This is a genomic window from Chelativorans sp. YIM 93263 (assembly GCF_028767125.1).
Classification (GTDB): domain Bacteria; phylum Pseudomonadota; class Alphaproteobacteria; order Rhizobiales; family Rhizobiaceae; genus Chelativorans.
In genome coordinates, this window is sequence record NZ_JAKCWP010000007.1 from 220,766 (window position 1) to 242,168 (window position 21,403).

At 61.5% G+C, this 21,403-nt stretch carries 19 protein-coding genes and 1 tRNA gene; 11 read left to right on the top strand and 9 right to left on the bottom strand.

The annotated features are described in order from the left end of the window. Window positions 1–35 precede the first annotated feature (35 nt). Window positions 36–1,226, top strand: a complete 1,191-nt coding sequence (locus LY631_RS15345) for an O-succinylhomoserine sulfhydrylase (protein WP_274426461.1) — start codon at window positions 36–38, stop codon at window positions 1,224–1,226. A gap of 889 nt (window positions 1,227–2,115) precedes the next feature. On the opposite strand, the gene hemA is transcribed toward LY631_RS15345, so the two are convergent. Both hemA and LY631_RS15355 read right to left on the bottom strand, forming a co-directional pair. Beyond that, window positions 2,116–3,393 (bottom strand): 5-aminolevulinate synthase, encoded by a 1,278-nt coding sequence (hemA, locus tag LY631_RS15350; RefSeq protein WP_274426462.1) that lies wholly within the window; start codon window positions 3,391–3,393, stop codon window positions 2,116–2,118. Between the two features lie 95 nt (window positions 3,394–3,488). Further along, window positions 3,489–3,992, bottom strand: coding sequence for a MarR family winged helix-turn-helix transcriptional regulator (locus tag LY631_RS15355; protein ID WP_274426463.1), 504 nt, complete (start codon window positions 3,990–3,992; stop codon window positions 3,489–3,491). Between the two features lie 85 nt (window positions 3,993–4,077). Here LY631_RS15355 and LY631_RS15360 point away from each other — a divergent pair, with 85 nt between their 5' ends. From LY631_RS15360 to LY631_RS15375, 4 genes are read left to right on the top strand one after another with little or no spacing between them, the layout of a single operon-like run. Further along, window positions 4,078–5,853, top strand: coding sequence for an N-acetylglutaminylglutamine amidotransferase (locus LY631_RS15360; RefSeq protein WP_274426464.1), 1,776 nt, complete (start codon window positions 4,078–4,080; stop codon window positions 5,851–5,853). A 4-nt stretch (window positions 5,854–5,857) separates the two neighbouring features. Further along, window positions 5,858–7,669 carry an N-acetylglutaminylglutamine synthetase gene (gene ngg, locus LY631_RS15365; RefSeq protein ID WP_274426465.1) on the top strand — a complete coding sequence of 604 codons (1,812 nt, stop codon included), beginning with the start codon at window positions 5,858–5,860 and terminating at the stop codon, window positions 7,667–7,669. A 3-nt stretch (window positions 7,670–7,672) separates the two neighbouring features. Next, window positions 7,673–8,830 (top strand): osmoprotectant NAGGN system M42 family peptidase, encoded by a 1,158-nt coding sequence (locus LY631_RS15370; RefSeq protein ID WP_274426466.1) that lies wholly within the window; start codon window positions 7,673–7,675, stop codon window positions 8,828–8,830. Window positions 8,831–8,887: 57 nt separating this feature from the next. After that, entirely contained in the window at window positions 8,888–9,352 is a 465-nt protein-coding gene (locus LY631_RS15375; RefSeq protein ID WP_274426467.1) for an Lrp/AsnC family transcriptional regulator, read from the top strand. A gap of 22 nt (window positions 9,353–9,374) precedes the next feature. Here the strand turns inward: LY631_RS15375 and LY631_RS15380 are convergent, their stop codons facing one another. Next, window positions 9,375–10,181, bottom strand: coding sequence for a lysozyme inhibitor LprI family protein (locus LY631_RS15380; protein ID WP_274426468.1), 807 nt, complete (start codon window positions 10,179–10,181; stop codon window positions 9,375–9,377). Window positions 10,182–10,291: 110 nt separating this feature from the next. After that, a complete protein-coding gene (locus LY631_RS15385; protein ID WP_274426469.1) occupies window positions 10,292–10,639 on the bottom strand; it encodes a hypothetical protein in 348 nt (115 codons plus the stop codon). 180 nt (window positions 10,640–10,819) lie between these two features. Here LY631_RS15385 and LY631_RS15390 point away from each other — a divergent pair, with 180 nt between their 5' ends. From LY631_RS15390 to LY631_RS15410, 5 genes are all read left to right on the top strand, one after another. Then, entirely contained in the window at window positions 10,820–11,842 is a 1,023-nt protein-coding gene (locus LY631_RS15390; RefSeq protein WP_274426470.1) for an ABC transporter substrate-binding protein, read from the top strand. Between the two features lie 48 nt (window positions 11,843–11,890). Continuing rightward, complete coding sequence (locus tag LY631_RS15395) at window positions 11,891–12,661, top strand: ABC transporter ATP-binding protein (RefSeq protein ID WP_274426471.1); 771 nt, start codon at window positions 11,891–11,893, stop codon at window positions 12,659–12,661. Beyond that, entirely contained in the window at window positions 12,651–13,493 is an 843-nt protein-coding gene (locus LY631_RS15400) for an ABC transporter permease (protein ID WP_274426472.1), read from the top strand. The genes LY631_RS15395 and LY631_RS15400 overlap by 11 nt, the downstream gene beginning before the upstream one ends. A 176-nt stretch (window positions 13,494–13,669) precedes the next feature. Continuing rightward, a tRNA-Phe gene (locus LY631_RS15405) sits at window positions 13,670–13,745 on the top strand. 253 nt (window positions 13,746–13,998) lie between these two features. After that, the gene (locus tag LY631_RS15410; RefSeq protein WP_274426473.1) at window positions 13,999–15,228 is read left to right on the top strand and encodes an SAM-dependent methyltransferase; all 1,230 of its coding nucleotides are present in this window, start codon (window positions 13,999–14,001) and stop codon (window positions 15,226–15,228) included. 166 nt (window positions 15,229–15,394) lie between these two features. Here LY631_RS15410 and LY631_RS15415 read toward each other — a convergent pair whose 3' ends face one another. The 5 genes from LY631_RS15415 to bhcA all read right to left on the bottom strand — a co-directional run bounded on the left by LY631_RS15415 (window position 15,395) and on the right by bhcA (window position 20,229). After that, window positions 15,395–15,550 (bottom strand): hypothetical protein, encoded by a 156-nt coding sequence (locus LY631_RS15415; RefSeq protein ID WP_274426474.1) that lies wholly within the window; start codon window positions 15,548–15,550, stop codon window positions 15,395–15,397. A gap of 371 nt (window positions 15,551–15,921) precedes the next feature. After that, window positions 15,922–16,863: an iminosuccinate reductase BhcD gene (gene bhcD / locus LY631_RS15420; protein WP_274426475.1), complete on the bottom strand. Its 942-nt coding sequence runs from the start codon at window positions 16,861–16,863 to the stop codon at window positions 15,922–15,924. A gap of 7 nt (window positions 16,864–16,870) precedes the next feature. Continuing rightward, the gene (gene bhcC, locus LY631_RS15425; RefSeq protein WP_274426476.1) at window positions 16,871–18,034 is read right to left on the bottom strand and encodes a 3-hydroxy-D-aspartate aldolase BhcC; all 1,164 of its coding nucleotides are present in this window, start codon (window positions 18,032–18,034) and stop codon (window positions 16,871–16,873) included. Between the two features lie 11 nt (window positions 18,035–18,045). After that, on the bottom strand, window positions 18,046–19,017 hold the full coding sequence (gene bhcB / locus LY631_RS15430) for a beta-hydroxyaspartate dehydratase BhcB (protein ID WP_274426477.1): 972 nt from the start codon (window positions 19,015–19,017) through the stop codon (window positions 18,046–18,048). 9 nt (window positions 19,018–19,026) lie between these two features. Next, window positions 19,027–20,229 carry an L-aspartate--glyoxylate aminotransferase BhcA gene (gene bhcA / locus LY631_RS15435; RefSeq protein ID WP_274426478.1) on the bottom strand — a complete coding sequence of 401 codons (1,203 nt, stop codon included), beginning with the start codon at window positions 20,227–20,229 and terminating at the stop codon, window positions 19,027–19,029. A 214-nt stretch (window positions 20,230–20,443) separates the two neighbouring features. Here bhcA and bhcR point away from each other — a divergent pair, with 214 nt between their 5' ends. Beyond that, window positions 20,444–21,265 carry an HTH-type transcriptional regulator BhcR gene (bhcR, locus tag LY631_RS15440; RefSeq protein ID WP_274426479.1) on the top strand — a complete coding sequence of 274 codons (822 nt, stop codon included), beginning with the start codon at window positions 20,444–20,446 and terminating at the stop codon, window positions 21,263–21,265. The last annotated feature ends 138 nt before the right edge of the window (window positions 21,266–21,403 follow it).

Genomic DNA, 21,403 nt, shown 5'->3' on the forward strand with positions numbered 1-21,403 from the left:
GGCCCTTGCGGCCGGTTTTTTGTTGGGCAGAAGCGATGACGGATTTCAAAGACAGTTGGAAAGCTCAAACGGCTCTGGTGCACGGCGGCACGCAGCGCTCGCAGTTCGGCGAGACGTCGGAAGCGCTGTTCCTGACCCAGGGGTTCATCTATGACAGCGCGGAGGCGGCGGAAGCACGCTTCAAGGGTGAAGATCCCGGCTTCATCTATTCGCGCTACGCCAATCCCACTGTCGACATGTTCGAAAAGCGCATGTGCGCGCTGGAAGGCGCGGAGGATGCCCGCGCCACCGCCTCGGGCATGGCCGCCGTTTCGGCCGCGCTTCTGTGTTCGCTGCGGGCGGGTGACCACGTCGTCGCGGCCCGCGCGCTTTTCGGCTCCTGCCGCTGGATTGTGGAAACCTTGATGCCGCGTTACGGCGTCGAAACCACACTGGTGGACGGGGCTTCATTGCAAGCCTGGGAAGAAGCCATCCGGCCCAACACCAAGCTGTTTTTCCTTGAAAGCCCGACCAATCCGACGCTCGAGGTCTGCGACATTGCAGGTATCGCCAAGCTCGCCAACACGATCGGCGCCCGGCTCGTGGTCGACAATGTCTTTGCCACGCCGCTCCTGCAACGGCCGTTGGAACTGGGCGCGCATGTGGTCGTCTATTCGGCCACGAAGCATATCGACGGGCAAGGGCGCTGTCTGGGCGGCATCGTGCTTTCCGACAGGGACTGGATCGACGAGCATCTGCACGACTATTTCCGCCACACGGGACCGAGCCTTTCGCCCTTCAATGCCTGGACACTGCTCAAGGGGCTCGAAACCCTGTCGGTGCGCGTTCGCCAACAGATGGAGAGTGCCGGGCGTGTCGCCGACTACTTGGCCGAGCATCCCAAGATCAGCCGCGTGGTTTACCCGGGCAGGCCCGACCACCCGCAGGCGGAGCTCATCGCGCGCCAGATGAAGGGCGGCTCCACGCTCGTGTGCCTCGATGTGGGAGGAGGCAAGAACGATGCCTTCGCCTTCTCGAACGCACTAAAGATCATCGGCATTTCCAACAATCTGGGCGACGCCAAGAGCCTGATCACGCATCCCGGGACCACGACACACAAGAACCTCTCCGAGGAAGCACGCACTGAAGCCGGCATCAATCCGGGCACGCTGCGGCTCTCGCTGGGGCTGGAGGATTGCGACGATCTGATCGCCGATATCGAGCAGGCCTTGGCGAAGGTCGGCTAAGGCCGGCCTCGTCCTCAAGGGGAGGCATACCTATTCGTTCCCGCGCGGTGGTCCGCCGGGGTTTGTCAAAGATCGGGAAACGGGGCGCGTGGTCCGAGCCTCTCTATTAATTTATGTGGCGCGTTCCACGCGCCCCGCCGGCCGCTGTCCCACGGTTGGCCGGTCACTCGGGCTTCCCTCTCCTGCCCGGCTGCACCCAATTAGGGGGTGGTCTTGGCCGGGCCGAAGAAGAAGTCCTAGCGGCTTCTCCGCAGCTGCCCGACACCGTCTCTCACCCGGTGCCCGGTTTTTCCGGCGATGCTGTCTGTCACCCAGCACCCCGGCGCCGCCGGCCTGTTGCGGGCCCTCACATGCCTCCAGGTACCGGATCCCTGGAGGGGGAGGCTGCCGCCGCCCTCCCTGATCCCCGGTCCGGACCCGGTTCCCGCGAGGGCGATGGGTGCATGATAAGAGGGGCTGGGCGTTGTAGGATAAAATCAGCCGAAAAAAGCTCGGACTTTTTTCTGATATCGAGCAAAAACAACTGCTTATCTGCCGAGAAAATGTTTGAGGCGCCATTTTTTATCCCCGCGCGGGATGCTTATCCGGAAGCGCCGGCGTTTATCGTCAATGCTCTGGCATGGATACCAGGGTCGAGCCCTGGTATGACGAAGGACATATGGGCCTTGCTCTATCATTGACCTCGATGGCGGCGCTAATCTCGAACGTCGGCGATCGCTGAAGCTCCTACAAACCTCGTCATCGTTCGGCGGAGCGAAGCGGAGACCCGAGGAACCATGCCTGAGCCTTAGTGCTGGTTACACCGTCACGGGAGCGATCCCGGACAAGCTTCCCCCCGCCTTTCAGACTTCCGGAGCACCTCGTGCGGGGTTCACCGGTAAATAACCGGTCAGCCGCCCGACTTTGAGACCACGAGCGGAATGACCCGGTCCGACTGGGCGGCGGGGGCTTCGTGGTGTTCGGTGAAGGCGATGCCGAGTGCTTCCCACGTTTCCATAAGAGCGTCCCTCAGCCCCTCGATCAGCTCGTCCGTGTGGAACGGGGTGGGCGTGATGCGCAGGCGCTCCGTGCCGCGCGGGACCGTCGGGTAGTTGATCGGCTGTATGTAGATGTCGTGCTTTTCGAGCAGGCGGTCGCTCGCCTTCTTGCACAGCTCCGGATCAGCGACCAGCAAAGGCACGATGTGCGTTTGGGACGGCATGACGGGAAGACCCGCCGCGCGCAGCACGTCCTTGGCGCGTTGCGCCTGGCCCTGGTGTGCCTTGCGTTCAGCGTTCGAGCTTTTCAGATGCCGGATCGAGGCGGTGGCCGCGCTGGCGATGGCTGGCGGCAGCGCCGTCGTGAAGATGAAACCCGGGGCGTAGGAGCGCACGGCATCGATGATGGCGGATGAGCCGGTGATATAGCCGCCAATCACGCCGAAGGCCTTCGCCAGCGTGCCCTCGATGATGTCCATGCGATGCGCCAGGCCATCGCGCTCGGTGATCCCGCCGCCGCGCGGACCGTACATGCCGACCGCATGCACCTCGTCGATATAGGTCATCGCGTTATACTTTTCGGCGAGATCCGCGATCTCGGCGATGGGGGCGACGTCGCCATCCATCGAATAGACGGATTCGAAGGCGATCAGCTTCGCGCGCTCCCGCCCCGCAGCTTTGAGCAGGCTTTCCAGATGATCCAGATCGTTGTGGCGGAAGATCTTCTTTTCCGCGCCGGAGCGGCGGATGCCCTCAATCATCGAGGCGTGGTTCAGCTCGTCGGACAGGATGAGACAGTTTGGCAAAAGCCTGCCGATGGTCGACAGCGACGCCTCGTTGGAGATGAAGCCGGAGGTGAAGACGAGCGCGGCTTCCTTGCCGTGCAGATCGGCAAGCTCGGCCTCGAGCTCCACCAGCGGGTGATTGGTGCCGGAGATATTGCGCGTACCGCCGGCGCCTGAGCCCATACGGCCCGCGGCCTCCTGCATCGCGGCGATCACGCCGGCATGCTGGCCCATGCCGAGATAATCGTTGGAGCACCATACTGTGATCTCCCGCGCCTCCTGCCCCGAGCGCCAGATTGCGCGTGGGAAGGCGCCGGCGATGCGCTCCAGATCGGCAAAGACGCGGTAGCGCCGCTCTGCGTGAAGCTGGTCGATTGCCTCGGAAAAGAACCGCTGATAGTCCATCTCGTCTTCCTGGTTGCCGCCTGATAATAATCGGCGCCCGGCCTAACGTCTATCGGGCAATCGGGGGCAAAATGCCACGCCGGGATGTTTCTCCTTCAGCCGTTTAACGGCGTCTTGTCCGGTTTCTCCTCGCTTTGGGTCATCAGATCCGCCAGCGAAGAGACTGCATTCACGATCTGCCGCCGCCGTTCCGGCGTAAGCTCTGCGAATCGCGTAACAAAGCTCTCGCCCAAGGGTTCCGGCGCGTTGGCCAAAAGGGCAATCCCCTTTTCCGTGAGGCGCGTGTGAACGACCCGCCGATCCTGTGCGGAACGGTAACGCTGGATGATGCCGCGCTCCTCCAGCTTGTCAAGGATCGTGGTGACCGTGGCGGGACTGAGATTGGCTTGTGCGGAGAGCGCAGTGGTCGTCACCTCGCCGAGCGCGGCAATGCACTTCAGGATGACGAGCTGTGGCGCCGTCAGGCCGATCACCCTTGCGAGCGCGCGCGATTGCAGATCGTTGGCACGCAGGATGCGGCGCAATGCCTTCTCCAGGATACGGAGTTCTTCCTGATGGAACCGGGCCGGCGGCCCGGCGTTTTCAAAATGGTGCACCATCGGCAGATCATTTTGACAATCGAATGATCAGAACTATAACTAATATGCTGAGCGACGCAATACCGAGGAGGGCCAGCCGCTTCACATGTGCGGGATTTGCGGAGAACTGAGATTCGACGGAGCGGCGGCATCGCCGGAAACCGTGTCGAAGATGATGGGATGCCTGGTCGGCCGCGGGCCGGACGGCGCGGGCGTTGTGCTGCACGGCAATCTGGCGCTTGGACACCGGCGGCTGAAGGTGATCGATCTTTCGGACAAGGCCCGCCAGCCAATGGACGACCCGGCGCTTGGACTGACCATCTGTTTCAACGGCTGCATCTATAATTATCCGGAACTGCGCGGCGAGCTGGAAGCAAAGGGCTACTCCTTTTTCTCCACCGGCGATACCGAAGTGATTCTGAAAGCCTGGCACGCCTGGGGCGACAAATGCGTGGAGCGCTTCCACGGCATGTTCGCTTTCGTGCTGCATGAGCGAGAAACGGGCCGCGTCGTCATGGCGCGCGACCGGTTTGGGATCAAACCCCTCTATCTCTCGGAGACGCCGCAGGCTCTGCGGTTTGCCTCCGCGTTGCCCGCGCTGCTGGCCGCCGGCGATGTCGGCACATCGATAGATCGCGTGGCGCTGCATCATTACATGACGTTCCATTCCATCGTGCCGCCACCGCGCACGATTCTCAATGGCGTGAAAAAGCTGCCGCCGGCAACCATTCGCGTTATCGAAACCGATGGTACGAAGCATGATCGCGTCTATTGGAATCCTCCCTATGAGCGCGATCCCGAACTTGCCTCGCTGGGCGCGGAAGAGTGGCGCGACCGCGTGCTAGATGCACTGCGTCTTGCGGTCAAACGGCGCATGGTAGCGGATGTTCCCGTGGGAGTTCTGCTTTCGGGAGGGGTCGATTCCAGCCTGATCGTCGGGCTGCTGGCGGAGGCTGGTCAGCACGGCCTCATGACTTTCTCGGTGGGCTTCGAGGAAGCCAATGGCGAGAAAGGCGACGAGTTCGTCTATTCGGACCTGATCGCGGCGCATTACGGCACCGATCACCATAAAATCTTTGTGCCCACGGACAAGCTCATGGAATCCCTGCCAGGGACTTTCCAGGCGATGTCCGAGCCGATGGTGTCCTACGACAACGTCGGTTTCTATCTCCTGTCGAAGGAGGTCTCCAAACACATCAAGGTCGTGCAGTCGGGGCAAGGGGCCGACGAGGTGTTCGGCGGCTACCACTGGTATCCCCCGCTCATGAATTCGAACGATGTGGTGAGTGACTATGCGGACGTGTTCTTCGACCGTCCGCACGAGCGGATGAAAGACCAGCTCGCGCCGGAATGGCAGACCGAAGAGGACGTCAGCCGCGCTTTTGTCGCCGAGCACATGAACCGGCCCGGGGCCGATACCCCAGTGGACGCAGCGCTCAGGCTCGATTCCTCCGTCATGCTGGTGGACGACCCCGTCAAACGCGTCGACAACATGACCATGGCGTGGGGGCTGGAGGCGCGCGTGCCCTTCCTCGACCACGAGCTGGTGGAGCTTGCCGCCCGCATACCACCCGAGGAAAAACTGAAGGGCGGCGGCAAGGGCGTGCTGAAGGACGCCGCGCGGCAGGTGATCCCGAGCGAGGTGATCGACCGCAAGAAGGGCTATTTCCCGGTGCCGCAGCTCAAATATGTGGACGGACCGTATCTGGAGATGGTGCGCGATGCCCTGAGTTCGCAAAGCGCCCGCGAGCGCGGCTTATTCCGGCAGGAATATCTGGACATGCTTTACGCCGCACCTTCGGAGCACATAACCCCCCTGCGCGGCTCGGCCCTGTGGCAGGTCGGCTTGCTCGAACTCTGGCTCCAGACCCACGGAATCTAGACTGATGGGCAGAAAAGACGAAACGACACGCGCCTGGCGGGGACGCTCTGACAGGGCGATGGAGCATCGTCTCAAGCGGCTGCGGACCGAGAGCATGAAGCCGGCGATCACCCACGGCGACGACGAAAAGGCAGAACGGCTGAAGTCGGTTACGCTTGAACTCGGTTGGGGGCGGCTAATCTTCGCCCAGACCTTCCCGGACAATAAATCGCTGTTGGCTGCACTGCAGAAGGAAGGCGAGGCGCGGCGCGACATCGCGTTCTATATTCGCGACCCGCATGTGCTTCTGGCCCTTGCGCCGCAGGAGCTCTTCCTCGATCCCTCCCACACCTATCGGCTGGACCTTTCGGCATACCGGGTCAGCCGGCGCCAGCCGCGTGGCTTTTTCATCCGCCGGCTTTCTTCGCAGACCGACGCGGAGGCCGTGAACGCGATCTATCACAGCCGCGGCATGGTTCCGGTGCGACCTGATTTCTTCTGGACCAACCGCGACAGCCGGGCCGTTGTCTATCTGGTGGCCGAGGACGTGGCGACCGGCGATGTCATCGGCACAGTGACGGGGGTGGATCACCATCGTGTCTTCAACGACCCGGAACACGGGTCGTCGCTGTGGTGTCTTGCGGTCGATCCGCAGTGTCGGCACGGCGGTGTCGGAGAGGTGCTGGTGCGTCGCCTGGCGGAGCACTTCAGCGCACGCGGCGCGAGCTACATGGACCTGTCGGTCATGCATGACAACGAGCAGGCCATCGCGCTCTATGAAAAACTCGGATTTCATCGCGTTCCGGTCTTCGCGGTCAAACGCAAGAACCCGATCAACGAGAAGCTCTTCACCCATCCGCCTGCCGAATACGACCAGCTCAATCCCTATGCGCGCATCATCGTGGACGAGGCGCATCGGCGTGGCGTTGCCGTCGAGATCACGGATGCGGAAGGCGGCTTCTTCCGCCTCTCCTTCGGAGGCCGTGCGATTCATTGCCGGGAGAGCCTGTCGGAGCTGACCACCGGTGTCGCCATGTCGATCTGCGACGACAAGGCGGTGACGCGGCGGATCGTGGAAAAGGCTGGGATCAAGGTGCCCGAACAGATGGAGGCCTCGAGCGGCCGCGAGGAAATCGAGGATTTCCTCCGAAAGCATGAGCGGGTCGTGGTCAAGCCCGCGCGCGGCGAGCAGGGCCGGGCCGTGGCCGTCGGGCTGGAAACGGTGGAGGACGTGGAACGGGCCGTCGAGGGCGCCCGCGAGGTCTGCGACCGGGTGCTGCTGGAAGCCTTTTTCGAAGGCGAGGACCTGCGCCTCGTGGTGATCGATTACAAGCTGGTGGCCGCGGCCGTCCGCCGCGCACCGCGCGTGGTGGGTGACGGCGTCAAAACGATCGAATCGCTCATCCGGCATCAGTCCCGCCGCCGCGCGGCCGCAACGGGCGGGGAAAGCACGATCCCAATCGACGACGAGACCCGGCGTTGCCTCGCAAACGCCGGATATGCGCTGGATTCAGTGCCTTCCGAAGGCGAAGAGGTCATCGTGCGCAAGACGGCAAACCTGCACACGGGCGGTTCGATCCACGATGTCACGGCGGACGTTCACCCGAAACTGGCGGAAGCGGCTTGCGTGGCTGCGCGCGCCATCGATATACCGGTGGTTGGAATAGATCTCATGGTGAGGTCGCCAAAACGCCCGGAATATGTTTTTATCGAAGCGAACGAACGGCCGGGCCTGGCCAATCATGAACCGCAACCCACCGCCGAGCGCTTCGTCGATCTTCTGTTTCCCCGTACGGGCCTAAAATCAGCGAAGCAGGCGCATACTCCCGAGGAGTAGGTCGTGACGCGTCTGACCATCGACGTCGACTACCTGTGCGAACAGCTTCGAAACCTTCTCTCCATTCACAGCCCCACCGGCTACACCGATACGATCGTGCGCTATGTGACGGAGGAACTGGAACGGCTGGGGCTGGAGCCGGAGCTGACCCGCCGTGGCGCCATCCGCGCCATCTGGCGCGGCGCCCGTCGGCGCGGAGCGCGCGCCATCATCACCCATGTCGACACGCTCGGCGCGCAGGTGAAGCAGATCAAGGAGAACGGGCGGTTGGAACTGCTGCCCATCGGCCACTGGTCCGCCCGCTTCGCCGAGGGTGCGCGGGTGACGATCTACACCGAGAAAGGCAGCTTTCCCGGTACCGTCCTGCCCCTCAAGGCATCGGGGCATACCTTCAACGACGGTGTCGACGAGTTGCCCGTCGGCTGGCAATATGTGGAACTCAGGATCGATGCGCTGACCTGGTCACGTGAAGATACGATGGATCTGGGCATCGACATCGGCGACTATGTCGCCTTCGATCCGCAGCCGGAGTTTCTTGACAACGGTTTTATCGTATCCCGCCACCTCGACGACAAGGCGGGCGTGGCGATCGCGCTGGCCGCCCTTCAGGCGCTCAAACGCGTGGAGGCGCGGACGCCGGTGGATACGCACTGGCTCTTCACCATTTCCGAGGAAGTGGGCGTTGGCGCGTCGGCCATCGTCACCCCGGAGATCGCTTCCATGGTCACCATCGACAATGGCACCTCCGCGCCCGGCCAGAACTCCTCCGAGTTCGGAGTCACGATCGGCATGGCGGATCAATCCGGCCCCTTCGACTATCACCTCACCAAGAAGATGGTCGACCTGTGCCGGGAACATGATATCCGCTTCCAGAAGGATATCTTCCGCCATTACCGCTCCGACTCGGCTTCCGCTCTGGAGGCGGGGCATGATGTGCGCACCGCACTCATCGCCTTCGGTGTCGATGCCTCCCATGGCTATGAGCGTATTCACGCGCATGCCCTGCGCTCCGTCGCAGAGTTGACGACGGCTTATGTGACGAGCCCGCTGGAGATCCAGCGCGATATCCAAGAGGTCTCGGATCTCGAAGGCTTCACCGAGCAGCCCACCGAGGCGGCCGAGCAGCCGGACGAAACGGAAAAAATGCCTGATAGAAACTGATCGCTTTTTGGCGTTCGCGATATTGCCTTCCCGCCCGGATCGCGATTGAATGACCCCATGAAACGGGAGAAATTCGATCTTTTCGATGAACGCATCCTGCGCGAGCTTCAGCGGGATGCTTCCCAGTCGCAGCGGGACCTGGCGCAGAAAATTGGGCTATCGCAGAATGCCTGCTGGCGGCGCTTGCGTGCGCTGGAGGCGAGCGGCATCATTAAAAGCCGCACGGTGAATCTCGACCGGGCCAAGCTCGGCCTCGGTCTTGTGGTTTTCGTGATGGTCAAGACGCGCCACCATTCGGCGGACTGGCTAAAAGCCTTCCGCCAGCACGTCTCCGCGATTCCCGAAGTGGTCGATTTCTTCCGGATCGGCGGCGACTACGATTACATGCTGCGCATCGTCACCGCCGATATGGCGAGCTATGACGGCGTTTATCAGCGTCTCATCCAGAAGGTCGAGCTGGAATCGGTAACCTCCTATTTCGCCATGGAAGCGATCGAGGAACGCCGACCGCTGCCCATCTGAGCGCGGCCGCCGATTTTGCCGCTCAGTCCTCCTCTTCCCGGCTTTCATAGTCGATATCAAGCGCGCCGTTGTCCCAGCCATACTGGCCGAGGCAGGCCTGCGCGTTCGTCGTGTCGCAGTTGGATCCGTCGACCCAGACTTCGAGCGTCGTTCCTTCCTCGTCCTGCACGAGCCGTGGCGCACCGCCCAGAATATCCGTCGGATCCTGGTAATCCTTGCTCGAAAGGGCGAGTTCGATCTGACAGCCGCCATTGCCGCAGAAAGCAGTCGCCGCCGCGGAACACTCCATGTTCTGCGGATTGAGCACGAAGTCCTGAGCGAAGTCGCCGTCTAGATCGCCCGTCATGACCATCGGCCGATCCGCGCTCGGTGTCAGCGTGCCGCCGAGATCCTCGCACTGTTTGGAATAACCAGCGACGATGGATTGCACGGGTGCGGGGAGGTCGCTCGAGGACCAGCCTCCTCCCGCGCCGTCCGGATCGCTCGGCATGAAACGTTCGATCTGTTCCTTGAGCGTGGCGATGCGCTGTTGATAGGCATTGCGCAGGCACTCAGTGTCGCTGCCGCATTCGCTGCGCGTCTTGAGAAACGCCTCGGCCGCGTCATGTCGCGCGCCGCTTGCACCCATCAGGAGTGGCATTTTGCTGTAGACGAACCACAGTGCGCCCATTTCGCTGTCGAGCGCCGAAAGTTCCGGCGTGTTGCACACGGCAATCTCGTCGGGTTTCTCCGCTTCCGAGCAATCGAAGCTGGCGGCCTGCGTTATTTGCGGCATGACCGTTACGGACAATGCAACTGCGGTTGTCAGAGAAAGAAAGGATCGATTCATCTGCGGCACCTCGTTCCTGCCGGTTGGAAAGCAAGAACTGTGATCGAAAAGTCTCAAAGGAAGTATAAGATTTCGTGCTCGCTTTTTCATATCCGCAGGAGTTTGGCGCTTCAGTCCCAGTCCAGATCTGCTTCCACGGCCCGACGGCTGATCCCTTTTCGCTCCAGAAGTATGGAACGAAGGTTCTTCCATCGTTGCTCGGGAGCCTTCGTCGTGTCGAATTCCGCATCTCTCGGCACGCGCATGAGGAGATCGACTTCGCGACCATAGAGATGAGAGATGACGGTGCGCTCCCAGCCTCGCAGGTCAATTTCGTCGATCGAATTGCTGTCCAGGTGCCGCCCGAGCTCTTCCAGAAGCGCAAGGAGCTCGTCGTAGCCGGCTGCGCCCGCGCCGGATGGAGGCGGTACATGCAAATCCAGCTTTCGCGGCAGGCCGGTCGGGAGATTATGTGTCATCTTGCCTCAGAAGACGCTGGCCCGCGCACACAGGGATCGGTTCGCGGTTCCGGTGAGCGAACGGTGTATGATGGACAACGTTCCCTGAGGCGGCCCACAAGGGCGATTTTTCTCCTTGCCCGCGCGAAAAGCATATGCAAGAGCCTGTGGCAAAAGCAAAAGATCAATAAGGGAGGCTTTATGCTCGCAATCTCACGCAGAACCTTTGGCGCCATGGTGATGGTCGGCAGTCTCGGCTTTATGGCTTGCGAGGCCGGCGCCGCCGACGCAATCAATGTCGGCATCATACCCTCGCTCACTTCGCACTCCCCGAGTATCATCGCGGAAGCGCAGGGTTATTTCGAGGATGAAGGGCTGGATGTCGAGTTCGTCAGCTTTCAGGCCGCCCAGCCCATGGCCGTGGCGATCGCCTCCGGCGATGTCGATTTCGGCCTGACCGCTATTTCCGGCGGGCTCATCAGCCTTGCCGACAAGGGCGCGGTCAAGGTGATCGGCGGCGCCTTGATGGAGGACCCCGAGGTCGAGGGGCAGAAGATTCTGGTCTCCAAGGCCGCCTATGATGAGGGCGTGACGACCCCGGCGGACCTTGCCGGACGGACCTTCGGCATCACCACTGCAGGCTCCTCCTTCCACTACATGGCGCACAAGATCGCCGACAAGGAAGGTTTTGAGCGCTCGGAAATCAGCCTCAAGCCGCTGCAGAAGGTGCCTGCCATCATCGCCTCGCTGAAGAGCGGTCAAATCGATGCGTGGGCGATCGTCCCGAACCTCGCCAACTCCCTTTCAGCCGGCGAGGAGGTCGTCGAGATCGGCGAAGTCTCCGACTATATAGACAGCTATCAGGTGACCACTGTCTTCACCTCGACCGAAAACGCCGAGAACAATCCCGATCTCGTTGAGCGTTTCCTGGCCGGGCTTTCCAAGGGTATCGACGACTATAACGCCGCACTTGTCGACAAGACGATGAGCGAAGAGGAGACGGCAGGGATCGTCGAGATGATCCACCAGTACATCTATGCCGATCAGCCGCTGGACAAGGCGGACCCGCGCATTCGCGCCGGCGCCATGCGCATCAGCCCGAATGCGGCGCTGAGCCTCGCCAGCGTGGAAGACCAGCTGGGGTGGTTCAAGTCCGAAGGGCTCGTTCCCGAAGGCGTGACCATGGATGTTCTGGTGAACACGGATTACGTCGAAACGCACTGACACATCGCCGGCCCGTCATTCGCGGGCCGGCCTTCGCCCGGACCGCAAATGCAACTGATCCTCGACCGCATCAGCCACCGCTATGGCGGTACAAATGTGCTGGAAGACATTGGCTTCACGATCGGTGACGGAGAGATCGTCTGTATCGTCGGGCCGTCGGGCTGTGGAAAATCGACCCTCCTGAGGATCGCCGGCGGGCTGGAAAAGCCGGATGCCGGCGAAGTTCTCCTGTCGGGAGAGCCGGCACGGGACTCCCTTAACCCACTCACATACATCTTCCAGGATTTTGCCCTTCTGCCCTGGCGAAGCGTGGAAGGAAACGTCAGCCTCGTTTTGGAAGACCACGGCGTCAGCGCGCAGGAAAGGCGCGAGACCATCGCCGACGTGCTTGCGCGCACCAACCTTTCCGGTTTTTTGGGGGCGCTGCCGCGGCAGCTTTCCGGCGGAATGAAACAGCGGGTGGCGATCGCACGGGCCTTGGCGGTCAAGCCCGCCATCATGCTGATGGACGAGCCGCTTTCTGCGCTCGATAGCCAGACGCGCGAGCTTTTGATGGACGATCTGATCGGGCTTTGGCAGCGCGAGCGCTTTTCCGCGCTCTATGTGACCCACAACCTGGCCGAAGCGGTGCGGCTGGGCCGCCGCGTCATCATTCTTTCGCGCCGCCCCGGGCGGATACGTGAAGTCGTCGAAATCGACATGCCCCTCGAGGAACGGCCAGATCGTGTCACCGAACTCGACAGGCTGCAGCGCCATGTCTGGGACATCATGCGCGAGGAAGCCCGCGAGGCCGACAGGGAGATCGCGGATGTCGCATGACACACAAGTGCTGGGCAGCACGGCCGGCAAGCACAAAGAGGAACGTGCGGTGCGCCAGGTCCCCTTCCGCGGCGGAGGGTTTGTCCACCGGCCAATGGGTCCCATTGGGGCCGTTGTGTTTTTGGCGATCATCGCCTTGTGGGAGGCCGGCTCGCGCACTGGCGTCATCAGCCCAATCGCACTGCCGGCGCCCTCGGAAGCGCTCGGTGCGCTGTGGGACCTGGTTGTCACGGGCATGCTGTGGAAGCACGTGGGCGCCAGCCTTTACCGACTCGTCATCGGATGGACACTGGGAAGTCTGCTCGGGATCGCCGTCGGACTGATGATCGGCCTTTTCTCCCTTGCGCGCGCAGGGCTTCTGCCGCTCGTCTCAGCACTTTTCCCGATTCCAAAGATCGCGCTGCTGCCGCTTTTCATCATCTGGTTCGGTATCGGCGAGGGCTCGAAAGTCGCGACCATCCTTTTCGGCACTTTCTTTCCCACGGTAATCGCCACCTATGGAGGCGTTGACAATGTCGACCGCAACCTGATCCGAATGGGGCAGTCCTTCGGCCTTTCCTGGCTTTCCATCGTGCGGAAGATCATCGTGCCAGGGGCTATGCCGGCGATCTTATCCGGTTTCCGGATTTCCGCGTCCATCGCGATTGTGCTTCTGGTGGCCGCTGAGATGATCGGTGCTGAGTTCGGCATCGGCGCCTATATTCTGATGGCCGGCGCTCTCTTTGCAACCGACCAGCTCATCGCCGGTGTGGCCTTGCTCTCGGTTCTGGGTCTTTCCATCAGTTGGCTTATCGGCCGGGCCGAGCGCGCGCTGCTCTCCTGGCGGGCCTGATTGGGCGGGAGCAGCGCCAATGGCTGATCTGCGATCAATGCTGCTGAAGAAAACTCGCGTTATTGCGTTTCGGGGCGCTGGACAGAGCAAAATCTCGTGTTATAACCCACGCGCTTTCGGCGAATTCCAACGCGCCGACACTGTCGGCCGGAGCGTTTCCGGCAGGTGACAGGCATGCCCAGGTAGCTCAGTTGGTAGAGCAGCGGACTGAAAATCCGCGTGTCGGTGGTTCGATTCCGCCCCTGGGCACCATGCCTTTCAACGATTTAGATCGGAATCCCTTCTCGACATGTCGCAGCGTGTCGCCAACCGCTCCCTTGATTTCCAAAGGTTTCCTGCGACACTCGGCTATTCTGCGCGATAATGCGTGCGACATGGAGAGGGGTGGTCGTGTGTGCGTTTAAAGTTATATGCTCCAAAGCCACTCACAATCTATGCTGCGAAGCTTATTCACTATCCATATGCATGAGACTGGTAATTTGAATGACAGAGCCCCAGCCTGACCATGTCTGATATCATGATCGTCAATCGCGACAATGTCGAAATCAGTTCGCGCGGGCTGCCGCTGCCGCTGCGGCTGGCGTTGCGTTTCCTCGCCCGGTTCGAGTACGGCTGTCTGGAGGTTGGACTTCCCGATGGCCGGCGCTACGCTTTTGTCGGCCGGCAGGAGGGGCCTTCGGCGACCATCGAGATCCGTGATCCGCGCTGTACCTGGAGGGTACTGGCCAGCGGCGACCTGGGTGCCGCGGAGGGCTATTTGCGCGGTGAGTGGGACACCCCCGACCTGCCCGAGTTGTTGTATCTGTTCGTCCGCAACAGCGAACCCGCCAACGAGTTATTGAGCAGCAATCGCCTCGTGCGCATGTGGCAGCGCTTTGGTCATTGGCGGCGGCGCAATACAGTGCGCCAGGCACGGCGCAACATCCACGCCCATTACGACCTCGGCAATCGCTTCTACTCCGCCTGGCTCGATCCCTCGATGACCTATTCCTCTGCGATTTATGGTGCCGAGGCCGACGATCTGAAGGGCGCCCAGGAGCGGAAGTACCGCACCCTTGCCGAAGGCATCGGCCTGGCGCCAGACCAGCGTGTGCTGGAAGTCGGCTGCGGCTGGGGAGGCTTTGCGGAATTCGTCGCCCGAACCTATGGTGCGCGCGTCACGGCCTTGACCATCAGCCGTGAGCAGCACGACTATGCCAGCCGCCGAATTTTCGAGGCCGGACTTTCGGAGCGCGTCGACATCAAGTTCCAGGACTATCGCGAGGCGGTGGGTGTGTATGATCGCATCGCCTCCATCGAGATGATCGAGGCTGTCGGTGAAGCCCACTGGCCGCGCTATTTCGCCCAGCTCCGCGACCGCCTCAGCCCCGATGGGCGGGTTGGCATCCAGGCCATCACCATCCAGGACCGGCTGTTCGCAGAGTACCGGCGCAGCGTGGACTTCATTCGTGGCTATGTCTTCCCCGGCGGAATGTTGCCGGCGCCGCAGGTGCTGGTCGACTTAGGCCACCGGCACGGGCTCGCGCTGGCTGGCGAGAGAGTCTTCGGCCAGGATTATGTCCGCACACTCAGCGACTGGCGCACCCGTTTCCGCTCTGCCTGGCCGTCGATCGAACAGATGGGCTTCGACGAGCGCTTCCGGCGGCTCTGGGAATACTATCTCGCCTATTGCGAGGCCGGCTTCCGGGCCGGCACGATCGACGTTCGCCAGATGGTGTTCGCCCGCCAGAGCTGACAATAAGGACAGCGCCGCTTCTGATAGGCCGGCACTTTCCGGCCGGCGCGTGTGGGACCCCGGCGGCAAGGTCCGCGGGGGCCGCTCACACGTTTTGCCTAGTAGCCTTACGCGACCGCGCCGGGCAACCGGCGCATAAGCCGGCATGCGTGCTTTCCTCAAAAGGCTACTTCTTGTGGCGGTTATGGGCTGGCCAAGGAGCTCCCATCACGATGTTCTCGCGGTTCGAAACGCGTTTCATGAAGGACCCGACCGCCTGGGCCAGCTTCCGCCACCATTGATCCTGCCTGGGCAGAACCTCAACCTTGTAGTGCATGTTCATGAGTCTCTCCTCAAAAGAAACTGTAATCAGTCGTTGTCGATAGCGTTCACATAGCGATTTCTTCGTAATTTTGTATGCCAGAGAATGCATAGCACCTTCGCGATTGCCGCATAGCTTACTTTCGTGGAACCTTTTTTAGTTGCGTTTCAATAGTTTGCGAATAATCGACGCGGCGCGAACACGTGCGCGAACTGAGCTTCTGTTTCGCACCAGTCTGCTAATGACACGCCTTCACGACATCACAACGACGTGAGTTGCCATCCGTTCGGGGATTAACGCGGGAGGAAACAATCCGGCTCCATGATTCCTTGTCTGGAAACCATGAGGCCTGACTCAAGCCAGAAATAGGGGATGAGAGGTGGCCTAGTAGCCTACTCGGCTTGGACGGCGGCAGCTGCCAGCGCGGCCACGGCCAAATCCTGCAAGCCCACGCCGGTGCCATCAAAAAGCGTGATCTCGTCGGCGGCACTGCGCCCCGGGTGCTCTCTGTTGATCACGGCGCCAATCGGGGTGATGCGGCTTTCGTCGATCAGGCCCAGGCCGACAGCATGCTGGCATTCGCCAATGCTCACGGCCTGTGCCACCTCGTCGGTAAAGACAGCCGTGGCCGCCACCAGCTCCGCTTCCACCTCCTGCTTGCCCTTGGTGTCGGTTCCCATGCAGGCTAGATGCGTGCCGGGCTTCACCTGGGAACGCTTCAGAATGGGGGCGAAGCTGGAAGTGGTGGATATAATGACATCGGCCTCCGCGCCCAGCCGGTCGAGCGAGACCGCCTCAAAGGGCAGGCCGAGTTCATCCGCAGTCTGCTCCAGACGCGACAGCATCTCAGGATGGAGGTTCCAGCCGACGACGCGCTCGAACTTGCGCTGTGCGGCCGCCGCACGCATCTGGAAGGCGGACTGGAAACCCGCACCCACCATCCCCAGCACCTTAGCATCCTCGCGCGCCAGATAGCGGATCGATACCGCCGAGGCCGCCGCCGTGCGCATGGCCGTGAGATAGTTGCCGCCCACCATGGCGCTTGGCTGGCCGGTATCGGGATTGAACAGGAAAACGGTCGACTGATGGTTGGTGAGACCCTGCTTTTCATTGCCCGGCCAATATCCGCCCGCCTTGAGGCCGAGCACGCCGGCGGCCCGGTCGAAGCCTGATTTGAAGCCATAGAGCGCGTCGGCATGACCGATGGCTTCGCGAACGACCGGGAAATTGTAGGCGTCCCCCCGCGCCATGGCGGCGAAAACGCCTTCGACGGCGGTGAAAGCGTTTTTGTGGCCGACGACCTTTTGGCAGGTCTCTTCACTCACAATCAGCATAGAAACCTCAGTAGGCCAAGCCGCGCGCGGTGACGGGCCATAGGCATTCCACCTTGCCGTTGCGCACGCCCACATACCAGTCGTGCACGTTGCACGTCGGATCGCAGTGGCCGGGAACAAGGCACAGCTTCTCGTTGATCTTCAGAACGCTGTTCAAGTCCTCGATCACCCCGTGTTCGTCGGAGCACTTGATGTATTTCACATCGTCGCGGTCATAGATAAAGGGCAGGCCGGAATCCACCGACTGCGCCTTGAGTCCGGCATCGCAGATCGCCTTGTCGGGTTTGGCATGGCTCATGACGCTTGTGAGAATGAAGAGAGAGTTCTCCCACTCGCCTTGGTCGATGCGCACGCCGTTCTTGTCCTTGATGCGGCCGTAGTCGGCATCCATGAAGGCGTATGAGCCACATTGCAATTCGTTATAGACTCCCGAATTGCTCTCGAAATAGTAGCTGCCCGTGCCGCCGCCGCTAACCAGCTCCGGCTCGAGTCCCTCCTTCTTCAGCGCCTCGACCGCTTCCTTCACCTGGGCGATGGCGACGTCCAGCTTGGCCTTGCGGTCCTCATAAGAGTCGAGATGCTGCATGGCACCCTGATAGGCTTGGATGCCGGTGAACTTCAGACCAGGTGCTGCCTCAATCGCCTTGGCGATCTCCACCACCGCTCCGGTCGAGGTGACGCCGCAGCGGCCGGCGCCGCAATCGATCTCGACTAGGCATTCGAGCGTGGTTCCGTGTTGCTCGGCTGCCGCCGACAGCCCGGCGACATTTTCCACGTCATCGACGCAGACGATGATGCGGGCGCCGTATTTGGGCATACGGGCGAGGCGGTCGATCTTCGCCGGGTCGCGCACCTGGTTCGAAACCAGAATGTCCTTGATGCCGCCGCGGGCGAACGCCTCGGCCTCCGAGACCTTCTGGCAGCAGACGCCGACCGCACCGCCGAGCTTCTCCTGAAGCTTTGCCACATCGACGGACTTGTGCATCTTGCCGTGGACGCGGTGATGCATGCCATGCTTCCTGGCGTAGTCGCCCATCTTCTTGATGTTACGCTCCAGCGCGTCGAGATCAAGGATCAGGCAGGGCGTCTGGATGTCCTTTTCGTCCATGCCGATCGCCGCAGGGATGTCGTAGCCGACCTCATGCCCGGCGATGGTTTCATGCTTGGTCATCGGTTTCTCCACTACGTCTTGGCCCAGGGCAACTTGCCCAGATCGACATTGCCGCCGGTGATGATGACCCCGACGCGCTTGCCGGCGAAAAGCTCCTTGTTCTTCAGGATCGTCGCCAGCGGCACGGTGCTGGACGGCTCTATGACGATCTTCATGCGCTGCCAGATGAGCCGCATGGCCTCGACGATCTCCTCCTCGGTGGCGAGAAGAATGTCCTCCACATGGTTGGAGACGAACTGCCAGGTAAGATCCTTGAGCGGCACCTTCAGCCCGTCGGCGACCGTGTCGGGCGCGTCATCGGCGATGATATGACCAGCCTTGAAGGAGCGATAGGCGTCGTCGGCGTTCTTCGGCTCGGCGGCGTAGATCTTCGTCTTCGGCGCGATGTTGGAGAGGGTCAGGCAGCAGCCCGACACCATGCCGCCGCCGCCGATGGGAGCGATCACAGCGTCAAGCTCGCCCAACTCCTCGACAATCTCCTTAGAGCAAGTGGCTTGACCCGCGATGACACGCGGGTCGTTATACGGATGCACGAACTCGGCTCCCGTTTCGGCTACCACTTCGGCGAAGACGGCTTCGCGCGACGAGGTGCTGGGTTCGCATTCGACGATCTTACCGCCGTAACCGCGCACGGCGTCTTTCTTCGCCTCCGGGGCCGTTCTCGGCATGACCACCGTCACCGGGATCCCGCGCTTGCCGGCGGCATAGCTGAGAGACAGGGCGTGGTTTCCGGAAGAATGGGTGGCGACGCCGCGCACCGCCTTCTTGTCATCCAGGCCGAAGACGGCGTTGGACGCGCCGCGTGCCTTGAAGGCGCCCGCCTTCTGGAAGTTCTCGCACTTGAAGAACAGGCTGGCGCCCGTGTGCCTGTCGAGATAGCTCGAGGTCAGGATCGGTGTGCGGTGAACATGCGGTGCAATGCGCTCATGCGCCGCCTGGACGTCGTCATAGGTGGGGATACCCGTGGGGGCTGGAATGTCCATGCTCCCTCCTCAGGCCGCCGCGCGCCGCATGGCGACGTTCTGTTCATCGTTCGTGACGCGGTAATATTCCTGTGCTGCGGCGACACCCGAACCAAGCGTGACCGGCAAGCCAAGATCCGCCATGACCATTTCCGCCGTGGCGATGCCCGATAACGCCATGACGTCGGTCATACTGCCCAAATGGCCAATGCGGAACAGCTTGCCGGCCACCTCGCCTAGCCCGACACCGAAAGCTACACCGTACTTCTCTGCGGCGTGGGTGACGATGCGGGTGGCATCAAAACCTTCCGGAACAAGCACCGCGCTGACCGTATCGGAATAGAGCGCCGGTTCTTTTGCGCAAAGGCGAAGATTCCAGGCCTCCACCGCCTTGCGCACGCCTTCAGCAATCCGGTAGTGGCGGCTGAAGACATCGGTCAGGCCCTCCTCCTCCAGCATAGTGATGGAGACGTTGAGACCGCGAATGAGATTGACGGGCGGGGTGTAGGGGAAACCACCGGCGGCTTTCGTCTTTATCATGTCACGGACATCGAAGAAGCAGCGGGCGCACTTCGCTGTGGCGACCGCTTCAAGCGCTTTCGGGCTGATGCCGAGAATGGCTAGGCCCGGAGGCAGCATGAAACCCTTCTGCGAGCCGGTGACCGCAATATCGACGCCCCAATCGTCCATGCCGAAATCCATAGACGCGATGGAACTGACCCCATCGACGAAAAGCAGCGCGGGGTGTTCAGCCCTATCGATGGCGCGGCGGACGGCGGCGATGTCGCTGCGCACACCAGTGGCGGTCTCGTTGTGACAGACAAGGAGCGCCTTGATGGAATGGCCGGTATCCGCCATCAGAACGCGCTCAAATTCTTCGGCTGGTGCGCCTTCGCCCCAAGGCGTTTCGATGACCTGAACGTCGAGGCCATGCCTTTGACACAGGTCGATCCAGCGGTGCGAAAACATGCCGTAGCGGGCTGCCAGCACCTTGTCGCCAGGCGATAGGGTGTTGGTAATCGCCGCCTCCCATGCCCCCGTGCCGGTGGCCGGAAACAGGATGATCTCGGCTTCCTTCGATTTCAGAATACGGCCCACCCCTTCGAGGGCCGGCTCGTACATTTCGGCGAAGGCCGGCGAGCGGTGATCGATTGATGGATAATCCACCGCGCGCCGCAACTGCTCCGGGATGTTGGTGGGACCCGGAATGAAGATCGGGTTCTGGGTCGACATGATGCGGTCTCCGAAGTCTCACCGCTTAGGGCGGCTTTATAAAAGGCAGAGTAAGTGGCGTAACAGGCGAAGGCAATTTTTTTGAAAAAGTTTTCCATTTTCATTTGAAACTTCTCATGCTACTGTATATCCATCGTTTTTCATTTTTTCATATTACGGAAAAGTTTTTAGTTTTGATGGTGGAATGTGATTTCCACATACGGAGAATGGCGTCATGCAGAAGATCGGCCGGGCGCGAGGCAGACCGCGCTCCTTCCATAACACGGCGGAGAATACGCTGATTCAGTCGCTCGACCGGGCTATGGATGTTCTGAAGGTCGTGGCCGATGCCAACGGTCTTTCACTGACGGAAATCGCTCAAGCCTCCGGTCAGGCGGCCTCCACCGCCTACCGCATCCTGATCACGCTGGAAAAGCACGGGATTGTGCAATTCGACGAACCGGCTCAGCTCTGGCATGTCGGTCTCGAGGCCTTTCGTATCGGCAGCAGCTTTCTCGGCCGCACACGCATTGTCGAGCAAAGCCGCCCTGTCATGCAGCGCATCATGACGGCGACCGGTGAAACGGCCAACCTGGCGATCATTGATCAGGGTGAAGTGATCTTCGTCAGCCAAGTGGAGACCCATGAGCCCATCAGGGCTTTCTTCCGTCCGGGCACGCGCGGGCCGGTCCATGCCTCCGGCATTGGCAAGGCATTGCTGGCCTTCCTGCCCCAGCCGCAGATCGAGGCGCTTCTGATGAGAGCCCCCCTCGATGCTTTCACGAAGAAGACCATCGTGTTGCCTAGTGCGCTGATCGCCGAGATCGAGACGATTCGCGCGCGCGGCTGGTCCATTGATGATGAGGAAGGCACGCTGGGCATGCGCTGCATCGCAGCTCCGATCTTCAACCAACTCGGTGAGGCAGTGGCCGGTGTCTCGCTCTCCGGCCCGGCATTCCGCGTCACGCCGGAGCGCGATGCGGAATACGGCGCACTGGTGCGCAGTGCCGCCGAAGAGATCACCGCGGCGATCGGCGGGACCGCTCCACGTCATTAAGTGGGCACGTACGGGAGTTCGGGTTACGCCGCCTGACTAAAACGGCGGTCCTCGTCGATGGCTGCTCGAGGCGTTGCGCCGACCCGCCTGGCAGCGATCTGCGTCAAGACCCGGCTCACAAGATCTCATCAGGACTTT

Excerpts from the sequence above, each read along its gene's own strand:
- LY631_RS15345 (WP_274426461.1), top strand. The coding sequence starts at position 36 with ATGACGGATTTCAAAGACAGTTGGAAAGCTCAAACGGCTCTGGTGCAC.
- hemA (WP_274426462.1), bottom strand. The coding sequence starts at position 3,393 with ATGGACTATCAGCGGTTCTTTTCCGAGGCAATCGACCAGCTTCACGCA.
- LY631_RS15355 (WP_274426463.1), bottom strand. The coding sequence starts at position 3,992 with ATGGTGCACCATTTTGAAAACGCCGGGCCGCCGGCCCGGTTCCATCAG.
- LY631_RS15360 (WP_274426464.1), top strand. The coding sequence starts at position 4,078 with ATGTGCGGGATTTGCGGAGAACTGAGATTCGACGGAGCGGCGGCATCG.
- ngg (WP_274426465.1), top strand. The coding sequence starts at position 5,858 with ATGGGCAGAAAAGACGAAACGACACGCGCCTGGCGGGGACGCTCTGAC.
- LY631_RS15375 (WP_274426467.1), top strand. The coding sequence starts at position 8,888 with ATGAAACGGGAGAAATTCGATCTTTTCGATGAACGCATCCTGCGCGAG.
- LY631_RS15380 (WP_274426468.1), bottom strand. The coding sequence starts at position 10,181 with ATGAATCGATCCTTTCTTTCTCTGACAACCGCAGTTGCATTGTCCGTA.
- LY631_RS15385 (WP_274426469.1), bottom strand. The coding sequence starts at position 10,639 with ATGACACATAATCTCCCGACCGGCCTGCCGCGAAAGCTGGATTTGCAT.
- LY631_RS15390 (WP_274426470.1), top strand. The coding sequence starts at position 10,820 with ATGCTCGCAATCTCACGCAGAACCTTTGGCGCCATGGTGATGGTCGGC.
- LY631_RS15395 (WP_274426471.1), top strand. The coding sequence starts at position 11,891 with ATGCAACTGATCCTCGACCGCATCAGCCACCGCTATGGCGGTACAAAT.
- LY631_RS15400 (WP_274426472.1), top strand. The coding sequence starts at position 12,651 with ATGTCGCATGACACACAAGTGCTGGGCAGCACGGCCGGCAAGCACAAA.
- LY631_RS15410 (WP_274426473.1), top strand. The coding sequence starts at position 13,999 with ATGTCTGATATCATGATCGTCAATCGCGACAATGTCGAAATCAGTTCG.
- LY631_RS15415 (WP_274426474.1), bottom strand. The coding sequence starts at position 15,550 with ATGAACATGCACTACAAGGTTGAGGTTCTGCCCAGGCAGGATCAATGG.
- bhcD (WP_274426475.1), bottom strand. The coding sequence starts at position 16,863 with ATGCTGATTGTGAGTGAAGAGACCTGCCAAAAGGTCGTCGGCCACAAA.
- bhcC (WP_274426476.1), bottom strand. The coding sequence starts at position 18,034 with ATGACCAAGCATGAAACCATCGCCGGGCATGAGGTCGGCTACGACATC.
- bhcB (WP_274426477.1), bottom strand. The coding sequence starts at position 19,017 with ATGGACATTCCAGCCCCCACGGGTATCCCCACCTATGACGACGTCCAG.
- bhcA (WP_274426478.1), bottom strand. The coding sequence starts at position 20,229 with ATGTCGACCCAGAACCCGATCTTCATTCCGGGTCCCACCAACATCCCG.
- bhcR (WP_274426479.1), top strand. The coding sequence starts at position 20,444 with ATGCAGAAGATCGGCCGGGCGCGAGGCAGACCGCGCTCCTTCCATAAC.